Annotated in this window: 10 protein-coding genes; all 10 read left to right on the forward strand. The window is 33.6% G+C overall.

The window, feature by feature from the left end:
* Positions 1 to 264 precede the first annotated feature (264 nt).
* The 10 genes from B5D16_RS08915 (at position 265) to uvrB (ending at position 11,529) form a co-directional block, all read left to right on the forward strand.
* Positions 265 to 972 carry an acyl-[acyl-carrier-protein] thioesterase gene (locus B5D16_RS08915; protein WP_078766641.1) on the forward strand — a complete coding sequence of 236 codons (708 nt, stop codon included), beginning with the start codon at positions 265 to 267 and terminating at the stop codon, positions 970 to 972.
* 41 nt (positions 973 to 1,013) lie between these two features.
* A complete protein-coding gene (locus tag B5D16_RS08920) occupies positions 1,014 to 1,856 on the forward strand; it encodes a CvfB family protein (RefSeq protein WP_078766642.1) in 843 nt (280 codons plus the stop codon).
* A 49-nt stretch (positions 1,857 to 1,905) separates the two neighbouring features.
* Positions 1,906 to 2,283, forward strand: a complete 378-nt coding sequence (locus B5D16_RS08925) for a RidA family protein (RefSeq protein WP_078766643.1) — start codon at positions 1,906 to 1,908, stop codon at positions 2,281 to 2,283.
* A gap of 139 nt (positions 2,284 to 2,422) precedes the next feature.
* Positions 2,423 to 3,535: an ABC transporter ATP-binding protein gene (locus B5D16_RS08930; RefSeq protein WP_078766644.1), complete on the forward strand. Its 1,113-nt coding sequence runs from the start codon at positions 2,423 to 2,425 to the stop codon at positions 3,533 to 3,535.
* Positions 3,536 to 3,771: 236 nt separating this feature from the next.
* The gene (locus tag B5D16_RS08935; protein WP_078766645.1) at positions 3,772 to 4,860 is read left to right on the forward strand and encodes a PucR family transcriptional regulator; all 1,089 of its coding nucleotides are present in this window, start codon (positions 3,772 to 3,774) and stop codon (positions 4,858 to 4,860) included.
* Between the two features lie 49 nt (positions 4,861 to 4,909).
* Positions 4,910 to 5,581, forward strand: a complete 672-nt coding sequence (ftsE, locus tag B5D16_RS08940) for a cell division ATP-binding protein FtsE (RefSeq protein WP_078766646.1) — start codon at positions 4,910 to 4,912, stop codon at positions 5,579 to 5,581.
* Between the two features lie 3 nt (positions 5,582 to 5,584).
* Positions 5,585 to 6,496, forward strand: a complete 912-nt coding sequence (gene ftsX, locus B5D16_RS08945) for a permease-like cell division protein FtsX (RefSeq protein ID WP_078766647.1) — start codon at positions 5,585 to 5,587, stop codon at positions 6,494 to 6,496.
* 68 nt (positions 6,497 to 6,564) lie between these two features.
* Complete coding sequence (locus tag B5D16_RS08950; protein WP_078766648.1) at positions 6,565 to 7,818, forward strand: murein hydrolase activator EnvC family protein; 1,254 nt, start codon at positions 6,565 to 6,567, stop codon at positions 7,816 to 7,818.
* An 82-nt stretch (positions 7,819 to 7,900) separates the two neighbouring features.
* Positions 7,901 to 9,427 (forward strand): S41 family peptidase, encoded by a 1,527-nt coding sequence (locus B5D16_RS08955; RefSeq protein WP_143405088.1) that lies wholly within the window; start codon positions 7,901 to 7,903, stop codon positions 9,425 to 9,427.
* Between the two features lie 44 nt (positions 9,428 to 9,471).
* Complete coding sequence (uvrB, locus tag B5D16_RS08960) at positions 9,472 to 11,529, forward strand: excinuclease ABC subunit UvrB (protein WP_078766649.1); 2,058 nt, start codon at positions 9,472 to 9,474, stop codon at positions 11,527 to 11,529.
* The last annotated feature ends 3 nt before the right edge of the window (positions 11,530 to 11,532 follow it).

The raw sequence follows: 11,532 nt of genomic DNA on the forward strand, positions 1-11,532 counted from the left end.
TATATCATAACTCAAAAAAACTAAAAATCAATATAACATTTTTATAAAAACATAAATAAATTGGGGAATTTATTAGTAAATATAGTAGAAGAGGTGTTACATTTCTGCGAATTTGTTACGGAGATGTTAAGAAATAAGGCAAAAATAGGACTGGATATAAAAATCAGTTTATTGTAACAGCCCAGTAAATGTGCTAAAATATCATTTGGTGATTGCAAGTATTTGAAAGGAGTACAAGAATGCAGGGCGCATTCTTAAAAAGATATGTATAAAGTAGACGGAAGAGTAACGTTTAGTATGTCACGTGGCGATGGAAACATGTCTATACCATCTATGATGTACTTTATGCAAGATAGTATTAATTTGCATGTATTTGATATAAATAAAGGAGCAGACTTTCTCGATTCTCAAAAGAGGCTTTGGGCAATAACTGGTTGGAACATGAAAGTGTTTAGAAGACCAAAGGCTGGAGAAAGAATAACTTGTGGTACATATAGTAGTGGTGTTAAAGGAATGCTTGCAACAAGAGTATTTGTTGTGGAATCTGAAGATGGTGAAACATTAGCAGCGGCTAATTCTCTTTGGATATACATGGATATGGAAACAAGAAAACCAACAAGAATTAGAGAAGAAGACATAACTGGTTTTGAAATGGGAGAACCGCTTCCTTATATGGATAAACCTAGTCATAGAATTATAATGCCTGATGTACCTTCTAAAGAGATGGGAGAAGTACCTATATTAAGACATTTTCTTGATGTTAATGGACATCTTAATAACATATCTTATGTATTTCTTGCAATGGAATACTTGCCAGAGAATTTTGAAATAAAGGAATTAAAATGTGGATTTAAGAAAGAATCTTATATGGGCGACAAGGTATATGCTAGGATGTTTGAAAATGAAGGCGCATACTATGTTGAATTTTATGATGATGAAGATGATGTAAGATTTCAAATTAAATTTGCATAGCAGGTTCAATAAGAATTGAAAAACAAGGAGGACGGAATAACATGTTAGAAGTTGGGAAGTTTTGTAGTTTAAAAGTAGTAAAAATGGTGGATTTTGGTGTATATCTTGCAGAGAGTGAAACATCAGAACAGAAAGTACTTCTTCCAAAGAAAGAAGTACCAGAGAATGTGAATAAGGACGATACAGTTTATGTTTTCATCTATAGGGATTCTGATGATAGACTTATTGCTACAACTAAAACTCCATTAATAGATATGGATCACTTAGCAGCACTTGAAGTAAAGGATGTTTCAAAGATTGGTGCATTTCTTGATTGGGGACTTGATAAGGATTTATTACTTCCTTATAAAGAGCAGATTAGAACTGTTCATGTAGGAGATAAGTTTTTAGTAGCTCTTTATCCTGATAAATCGGACAGACTTTGTGCAACAATGAAGATTAATAAGTACTTAAGTGAAGATAGTCCTTATAAAAAAGATGATAAGGTAAAAGGTACTATTATAAACATTAATCCTGAAATGGGAGCATATGTTGCTGTTGATAATAAGTACTATGGCATGCTTAATAAGAATGAAATTCACGAAAAACTTGAAACAGGTAGTGAAATTGAAGCAAGAGTTGCAAGTGTAAGAAGTGATGGAAAACTTAATTTAAGTCTTAGAGAGAAAGCATACATACAGATGGATAGCGATGTTCTTATTATAAAGAAGGTAATGGAAGAATTCGGTGGAGAGTTACCATTTGATGATAAGGCTGACCCGGCTACAATAGAGAAATACTTTAAGATGAGTAAGAATGCATTTAAAAGAGCTATTGGTCGTATGATGAAGAACGGCATCGTATTAAAAGAAGATGGCAGACTTATATATGTAGAAAAGAAATAAATTATCCTAGCAATAGGAATTTAAATATTCAATTATGGAGGATATAAAGATGAAGAAAATTATTAGTACAGATAAGGCACCAGCAGCAATTGGACCTTATTCACAGGCAATTGAAGTTAATGGAATGGTTTATACATCAGGTGTAATTCCAATTGTACCAGCAACTGGTGAAATTGTTGAAGGTGGTGTAGAGGCTCAGGCAGACCAGGCAATCGGAAATTTGGTAAATTTGCTTGAAGCAGCTGGTACAAATGCAGCAAATGTAGTAAAAACTACTGTTTTTATCAAAAATATGGACGATTTTGGCAAGATTAATGAAGTTTATTCAAAGTATTTTTCGTCAGAATGTCCAACAAGATCATGCGTAGAGGTAGCAAGATTACCAAAAGATGTTCTTATTGAGATAGAGGCAATTGCCATTAAATAAGTGTAGGAAATTGTGCGTAGTCAATTTGTACAAATCTTATTTAATTATTTTGTGTAATTGACATATAGTATTTTATTAGGAGATGTAATAAAATACATTATGTTAAAACAAACGAAAGAAACCTAGGAGGGTTAATAAAATGGCAAGTTTATCACTAAAAAATATTTGTAAAGTATATCCTAACGGATTTGAAGCAGTTAAAGACTTCAATCTTGAAATTCAGGATAAGGAATTCATTATCTTCGTTGGACCATCAGGTTGTGGTAAGTCAACTACACTTCGTATGATTGCTGGTCTTGAAGATATCAGCTCAGGTGAGTTATACATCGGCGATAAGTTAGTAAACGATGTTGAACCTAAAGATAGAGATATCGCAATGGTATTCCAGAACTATGCGTTATATCCACATATGACAGTTTTCGATAACATGGCATTCGGTCTTAAACTTAGAAAAGTTCCTAAGGATCAGATTGATAAGCAGGTTAGAGAAGCTGCTAAGATTCTTGACCTTGAGCATTTACTTGATCGTAAGCCAAAGGCTTTATCAGGTGGTCAGAGACAGAGAGTTGCTATGGGTCGTGCTATCGTTCGTAATCCTAAGGTATTCCTTATGGACGAACCTTTATCAAACCTTGATGCAAAACTTCGTGTACAGATGAGAATTGAGATTTCTAACTTACATAAGAGATTAGGAACAACAATCATCTACGTTACACATGACCAGACAGAAGCTATGACACTTGGTACAAGAATCGTAGTTATGAAAGACGGTATTGTTCAGCAGGTAGATACACCTAAGAACTTATATGATAATCCTGTAAACTTATTCGTTGCTGGTTTCATGGGTTCACCACAGATGAACTTCATCGATGCAACAGTTTCACAGGAAGGTGATACAGTTAAATTGAACTTCAATGATCAGTCTATCAAAGTTCCTGATGTTCAGGCAGAAGTTCTTATCGATGGTGGTTATGTTGGTAAGACAGTTGTTATGGGTATCAGACCAGAAGATATTCATGATGAAGAAATCTTTATCGCATCAGCTAGAGATAGTAAGTTCACAACATCAATCAGCAACTACGAAATGCTTGGTGCAGAAGTATTCTTATACTTCCCAATCGCAGGTCGTGTTTGTACAGCAAGAGTTAACCCACGTACACAGGCTAGACAGGGTGACGTTGTTACACTTGCTATGGACCTTACAAAGCTTCATATTTTCGATAAAGAAACTGATCAGGTTATCACAAACTAGTATAAATATGAAATTTACGAGCTACCACTTATGTGGTAGCTCTTTTTTTATGGTGTTGAGTCAAAGGGTAGGTTACATAAAATTTGATTAATATTAAAAAAAGTCTTTTATTTTGGCGAAAAATGTTATAAAATAGTAGGATAATAGAAAATCGTTAATTATATCTAAAAGTGGGCAATAAAATAAAAACACTACTTACGGAATGAAATATTTATATATGAAATGGAGCAAGTATTATGATATCAAATCAAATTTTACAAACTACTCTTGATGGTATAAAGGAAATATCAAGAATCAATCTATGTGTTACAGATCCAGAGGCAAAGGCAGTAGCTACAACATTTGCTATGGAATCAAGTTTTAATGAAGCAATTATTTCATTTGCTAATTCACCTGCTGACAGCCAGGCAGTATCTGGTTATCAGTTCTTTAAGGTTTCAGATAACAATCAATTAGAATATATTCTTATTGCGCAGGGTTCGACGGATGATGTTTACATGGTCGGAAAGATGGCAGCATTCCAGGTACAGAACCTTTTAGTTGCATATAAGGAAAGATTTGATAAGGATAACTTCATTAAGAACTTACTTCTTGATAATCTTTTACTTGTTGATATCTTTAACAGAGCTAAGAAATTACACATTCAGGTGGATGCTAGAAGAGTTGTTTATATTATTGAAACAGACAGTGATAAGGATAATTCAGCACTTGAAACAGTTAGAACAATGTTCGCTGGAGAAAGTAATGATTTTATTACAGCTGTTGATGAAAAGAGCATAATATTTGTTAAGAAGTTAGAAGATGGTGAAGGCTATACTGAGGTTAATCAGTTAGCTAACACAGTACTTGATATGCTTAATACTGAAGCTATGGCTAAGGTTAGAGTAGCCTACGGTACTATTATTCATGACTTAAGAGAAGTATCTAGATCATATAAGGAAGCTAGAATGGCTCTTGATGTTGGTAAGATATTCTATAGTGAAGCTAATGTTATTGCATATAGTACACTTGGTATTGGTAGACTTATTTATCAGTTACCACTTCCACTTTGTAAGATGTTCATTAAGGAAGTATTTGATGGAAAGTCTCCTGACAATTTTGATGAAGAAACATTATATACAATTAATAAGTTCTTTGAGAATTCACTTAATGTATCTGAAACATCAAGACAGTTATACATTCATAGAAATACATTAGTATATAGACTTGATAAGATTCAAAAGACTACAGGTCTTGATCTTAGAGTATTTGATGATGCAATTACATTTAAGATTGCACTCATGGTTGTTAAGTACATGAAGTACATGGAAAACACAGATTTTTAATTAGTCTATAGAAAAATGACAGCGTAAATTACATTCACGGAGATAAATAATGATAGAACTTATAAATGTTAGCAAGTCGTATTCGCAGGGAGCTCCTGCACTTAGTAACGTATCCATTACAATTGAAGATGGTGAATTTGTTTTTATAGTAGGTGATAGTGGTTCAGGTAAATCCACTTTAATTAAGTTACTATTAAAGGAACTTAACCCTACAGAAGGAAGCATATATATAAATGGGCGTGACTTGCATACACTTAAGAGTAGAAAGATAGCAAAACTGCGCCGAGAAATTGGCGTAGTTTTTCAGGATTTTAGATTGTTGAAAGATAGAAGCGTGTTTGATAATGTAGCATTTGCTCAGAAGGTAATAGGTGAATCTGGAAAAGACATAAAGAAGAATGTTACTAGGATGCTTTCACTTGTAGGTCTTTCAGGGAAGTATAGATCTTTCCCTAAGGAACTATCAGGTGGTGAGCAGCAGAGAGTTGCAATTGCAAGAGCTTTAGTTAATAAGCCTACAATGCTTCTCGCAGACGAACCTACAGGTAATCTTGATCCAAAGAATTCATGGGAAATCATGAAGCTACTTGATAAGGTTAATGAGCAGGGCACTACAGTTGTTGTTGTTACACATAATCTTGAAATTGTGGAACAGATGCAAAAAAGAACAATTAGGATGAAAAAAGGTCATATAGTATCAGACCAGGGGCAGGGAAAGTAAATCATGAAAACAGTTAGATCATTTATTTTTTGTATACGACAAGGATTTAAAAACATAAGAAGAAATAAAATGTTTTCATTAGCCTCTGTTAGTACTATTGCAGCATGTATTTTTCTTATAGGAATGTTTTATGCGATTGTTGTAAACTTTCAGTATATTATTGATAATGCGCAAAAGCAGATTGGAATATCAGTATTCTTTGATAATGATATAGAGGATGAAAAAATTAAGGCTATTGGAGAACAGATAAAGGCTAGAAGCGAAGTAGATACAGTTACTTATATTTCTGAGGATGAAGCTTGGGATAAATTTAAAAAGTCATATTTTGGCGATTATCCAGAGCTTGCAGAGGGTTTCAAAGATGATAATCCTTTAATAAATTCAGAGTCTTATGAAGTATTCTTAAAAGATTTAACATTGGAAGAAGGATTTGTTAAGTATGTAAAAGCAATTCCAGGTGTTAGAAAAGTTAATTATTCAAAGCAGACTTCTACTACGATTACTGATTTTGCAAGACTTATTGGATATGCATCAATTGGTATTATAGCAATACTTCTTGCAGTTGGTATATTCCTTATCAGTAATACAGTTATGATTGGTATTGCGGTAAGAAAAGAAGAAATTAAAATCATGAAACTTACAGGTGCAACGAACCTATTTGTTAGAGCTCCTTTCATTGTTGAAGGTGTTGTAATTGGACTTATAGGTGCATGCATACCTTTAGTATTAATATATGGAATCTATAAAAAAGCAGTTGTTTATGTAATTGCAAAATTCCAGGGACTTAGTTCTCTTGTGGTATTTTTACCAGCGGGTAAGGTATTTGTTGTATTAATTCCACTTGCATTAGGAGTAGGTGCAGGAATTGGATTTGTTGGTAGTATGATTTCAATTAGAAAGCATCTTAAAGTTTAATTAATTAGATGCTTGAAGAATATAGAAAAAACGAGCACGAACAATTTATTTAAAGGAGTAGATTTATCGTGAAATTTAAAAGAAAAATAAGGGAAAGATTTAAGGCAGTAATATGTATAGCGTTAAGTGCCATGGTTGTTATTACAACTCCGGACTTTCTATCTTATGCGGATAGTAAGGAAGAACAGGGTAAGCTTGATAAGATGATGACTAGCATGGGTGAGGCTGAACGTATTCTTGCTGAATTAGAGGCGAATAAGGCTGATACTGAAAAGTTTATTGAAAAACTTGATAAGAAACTTTCTGATATTAGTTTGGAAATTTACAAGTTAGAAAAGAAACTTAAAAAGGTTAAAAAGAAAATAAAACTTAATGAAGAAAAATTAGAACAGCAGAAGAAAGATATAGCTTCACAATATGATTCAATGAAACTTCGTATTCAGTTTATGTATGAAAATGGAAATAATCAGATTGTGGATATGCTTCTTGGAAGCAAGGACATATCAGATTTCTTAAATAAAGTTGAATATGTTTCAGAACTTTCTTCTTATGATAGACGAATGCTTACTAAAATGCAAAAGACTCAGGAAGCTATAGAGGAGACAAAGAAAACTCTTGAGGATAAAAAGACAGAGTTAGTTGCGCTTAAAGAAAAGCAGGATAAAAAGAAAGAAACTACTGAAGAATTATTAGAAGCTAAGAAAACAGAACTTTCAGCATATGATGCGAGAATTGCTTCATCTAATGCATCAATTAAGAGTATGCAGTCTGATATTTCATCACAGATGGAAGTTGTTAATACATTAAAACAGGCAGAAGCTAGAGCTGCAGCAGAAGAAGCATCTAAAAAGAATAAAAAGAAGGTAAATAATAGTTCAGATGATGGAGATGTAACTGATAGTTCGGTTGTAGATAGCCAGTCCACAAGTTCAGGCTGGATGTGGCCGTTACCTGGATATACAGAAATAACTTCACCATTTGGTACAAGAACTGATCCTATCGATGGAACAACAAGTTATCATTGTGGTATTGATATACGTGCACCAGGAGGAACACCAATACATGCTGTTGCAGATGGTACAATAGCATGGGCATCAAGTGGTCAGAGTACTGGTAACTGGACCGGTATTTACCATGGAAATGGATTATATTCAGTATATATGCATCAGTCTGTTATGTTGGTTTCACCAGGACAGACAGTTCATAAAGGTGATGTAATTGGTCTTGTTGGAAGTACAGGACGTTCAACTGGTAATCATCTTCATTTAAGTGTAAGACTTAATGGAGCTTATGTTGCGCCACTTAATTATGTATCACCATAAATTTTTCGCCAGATAAGTTTGTCTGGCGAAAATTTTTATAAAAAGAAATTTTATTAACTTTAGAGTTGAGGAGAATATAAAGATGGATAATAAGGACAATGTTTATAAGGATGCTACATCACCTGAAAGCGGAAGTTATAATACAAATCAGAATAATGTATTTAATAACACAGCGAGTACGGGAAGCACTAATACAGGTAATAACGAATTATTTGGAGATGCATATAACAGAGTGATGAATGAAGGTTATAATGATATTAATTCTCTTAATAATGACATGATGAGTTTAAAGATAGATGAACAGAACATGCAGATTAATTCATTAAGCAGAAATATGCAGAATTTAACAAATTCGTACGAAAAGAAACTAAAAAGTACTAGAAAATGGAGAACTGTAGGATGCATAATTAGCTTGGGACTTGGACTTGCAGTTGGAGCGTTAGTATCAGCAGCTGTGGTATCAAGATATCTTTATAATACTGATAATGCATGGGTTGTTCCTAAAAAGACAGGAGAAGATAAATTATCATCTAAAATAGCTGATAAAGTAGATTCAATTGATGCTATTATTGATTCAAGATATTTAGAAGATTACAAGGAAGATGATTTAGAGTCATATATTTATAAAGGAATGATTGCAGGTCTTGGAGATCCATATTCTACATATTATACAGCGCAGGAATATAAGGATATGTTAGAAAGCACTAATGGAAAATATAAAGGAATTGGTGTATATGTTTCTCAGGATCCAAATACAAAGAAAATTACCGTGGCAGATGTTATGGAAGATGGTCCAGCGAAAGAAGCGGGAATTATAGCAGGTGACGTTATTATTAAAGTAGATGGTGAAGATGTTACACAGATGGATATTAATAATGTAACAGCTAAAATCAAAGGTGAAGAAGGAAAACCTGTAAGAATCACAGTTATTAGAACTGAAAAAGAGGAAGAAAAAGAATTAGAATTTAATGTAGATAGAAGAGAAATAGAAGTTAAGACAATTAAGTATGAAATGCTTGCTGATAAAGTTGGATACATTCAGATTACTGAATTTGAAGAAACAACAATTGAACAGTTTAAGAATGCAATTACTGATTTAAAGAAACAGGGCATGACAGGATTAGTTGTTGATTTAAGAGATAATCCAGGTGGATTACTTAACGCTGTTAGTGATATGTTAGATTATATTCTTCCAGAAGGACTTACTGTTTATACACAGGATAAGTATGGAAATAAGGATGAGTATAAGTCAGATGCAAAAACTGAGCTTGATGTTCCAATGACAGTTCTTATAAATGGAAATTCAGCATCAGCTTCTGAGATATTTGCTGGAGCAGTACAGGATTATGGCGTAGGTAAGCTCGTGGGTGAAAATTCATTTGGTAAGGGTATTGTTCAGGAAATAAGATCATTATCAGATGGTAGTGCTATTAAGCTTACTATTTCAAAGTATTACACACCTAAGGGTAGATGTATTCATAAGACAGGTATTAAACCAGATGTTGAAATTGAATATGATAAGGAAGCAATGGGCGATAAGTACGACAAAGCAAAAGATAATCAGCTTAAGAAGGCGGTTGATGAAGTAAAGGCCATGTCAGATAAGTAATTATAGTTAGTTGATTGATGTTAAAAAAAAGGAGGCCGTAGGCTATGGATAAGTTTAAATTAGTTTCGGATTATAAGCCTACGGGCGATCAGCCACAGGCGATAGAAAGATTGGTAAAAGGTTTTAAGGAAGGTAATCAGTTTGAAACACTTTTAGGTGTAACGGGTTCGGGTAAAACATTTACCATGGCAAATGTTATTGAAAAACTTAATAAACCAACACTTATTATTGCGCATAATAAGACACTTGCAGCGCAGTTATATAATGAGTTTAAGGAATTTTTCCCAGAAAATGCAGTTGAGTTTTTTGTAAGTTATTATGATTATTATCAGCCTGAGGCATATGTTCCAAGTAGTGATACATATATAGAAAAGGATTCATCAGTTAATGATGAAATTGATAAATTAAGACACTCTGCAACCATGGCTCTTATGGAAAGAAAAGATGTTATTATAGTTGCCAGTGTGTCCTGTATATATGGACTTGGAGACCCTATTGATTATAAGAACATGGTGGTATCACTTCGTCCTGGTATGGAAAAAGACAGGGATGAAGTAATAAAAAAACTGATAGAAATTCAGTATGAAAGAAACGATATGGATTTCCATAGAGGTACATTTAGAGTGCGTGGAGATGTACTTGAAATATGTCCATCTGCTTATGAAGAACAGGGCATAAGAGTTGAATTTTTTGGAGATGAGATTGATAGAATTACCGAAATAGACATGCTTACAGGGCAGGTTAAGTCAACACTTAATCATATAGCAATTTTCCCTAATTCACACTATGTTGTACCGAAGGATAAGCTACTTAAGGCTACACAGAACATAGAAGCTGAATTAGAAGAAAGAGTTAAGTATTTTAAGAGTGAAGATAAATTAATAGAAGCACAAAGAATTTCAGAACGTACTCATTTTGATATTGAGATGATGCGAGAAACTGGTTTTTGTTCAGGTATAGAGAATTATTCAAGGCATTTGGCGTTCTTGCCAGCGGGTGCAACACCACATACACTTATGGAGTATTTTGGTGATGAATTTTTAATTATTGTTGACGAGTCGCATATGACAATACCTCAGATAGGTGGTATGTATAATGGTGACCAGTCTAGAAAGTCAACACTTGTTGATTATGGATTTAGATTACCTTCTGCTAAGGATAACCGACCATTAAGATTTGAAGAATTTGAAAGTTTCATAGATCAGATGATGTTCGTATCTGCAACACCAGGTAAGTATGAAGAAGAACATGAATTACTTAGAGCGGAGCAAATAATTCGACCTACGGGGCTTCTTGATCCATTAATTGAAGTAAAACCTGTTGAAGGTCAGATTGATGACTTGATTGCACAGATTAATAAAGTAATAGGTAATCATAAAAATATAGTTAGTAGTAAAACTACTATTAAGTCTAAAAAAGAGGATGACGAAGATAAGACATCTGACGATTTTGTCGGAGGTAAAGTATTAGTTACTACTCTTACAAAGCGTATGGCTGAAGATTTAACAGAATATATGAAGGAGAGTGGAATTAGAGCGGTCTACCTTCATTCAGATATTGATACACTTGAAAGAACGAAGATTATAAGGGATATGAGACTTGATAAGTTTGATGTATTAGTTGGTATTAACCTACTTAGAGAAGGTCTTGATATTCCTGAAATAGAACTAGTTGCAATACTTGATGCTGATAAGGAAGGTTTTCTTAGATCACGAACTTCACTTATTCAGACAGTTGGTAGAGCAGCAAGAAATGCTAGTGGACATGTTGTAATGTATGCTGATAATATGACTGATTCAATGAAAGAAACCATTGAAGAAACTAATAGAAGACGTAGCATACAGGAAGCATATAATAAGGAGCATGGCATTACTCCACAGAGTATAAAGAAGGCGGTTGGTGAGCTTATTAGTATTACTAAGGAAGCTGAAACTAAGATAGGAACACTTGAAAAAGATCCTGAATCAATGAGTAAGGTAGAGATTGAAAAACTCATTGAAAAACTTAAGAAGCGCATGGAAAAAGCTGCAACAGATCTTGACTTTGAAAGTGCAGCAGAACTTAGGGATGAAATATTTAAGCTTAAGGAGTATATGCAGTAGTTT

The sequence above is a fragment of the Eubacterium uniforme genome (genome assembly GCF_900167115.1).
GTDB lineage: Bacteria > Bacillota > Clostridia > Lachnospirales > Lachnospiraceae > Eubacterium_S > Eubacterium_S uniforme.

Bases quoted from the DNA above. Each gene is read 5' to 3' on its own strand.
- ftsE (WP_078766646.1), top strand. From the start codon at position 4,910: ATGATAGAACTTATAAATGTTAGCAAGTCGTATTCGCAGGGAGCTCCT.
- B5D16_RS08915 (WP_078766641.1), top strand. From the start codon at position 265: ATGTATAAAGTAGACGGAAGAGTAACGTTTAGTATGTCACGTGGCGAT.
- B5D16_RS08930 (WP_078766644.1), top strand. From the start codon at position 2,423: ATGGCAAGTTTATCACTAAAAAATATTTGTAAAGTATATCCTAACGGA.
- B5D16_RS08935 (WP_078766645.1), top strand. From the start codon at position 3,772: ATGATATCAAATCAAATTTTACAAACTACTCTTGATGGTATAAAGGAA.
- B5D16_RS08925 (WP_078766643.1), top strand. From the start codon at position 1,906: ATGAAGAAAATTATTAGTACAGATAAGGCACCAGCAGCAATTGGACCT.
- ftsX (WP_078766647.1), top strand. From the start codon at position 5,585: ATGAAAACAGTTAGATCATTTATTTTTTGTATACGACAAGGATTTAAA.
- B5D16_RS08920 (WP_078766642.1), top strand. From the start codon at position 1,014: ATGTTAGAAGTTGGGAAGTTTTGTAGTTTAAAAGTAGTAAAAATGGTG.
- B5D16_RS08955 (WP_143405088.1), top strand. From the start codon at position 7,901: ATGGATAATAAGGACAATGTTTATAAGGATGCTACATCACCTGAAAGC.
- uvrB (WP_078766649.1), top strand. From the start codon at position 9,472: ATGGATAAGTTTAAATTAGTTTCGGATTATAAGCCTACGGGCGATCAG.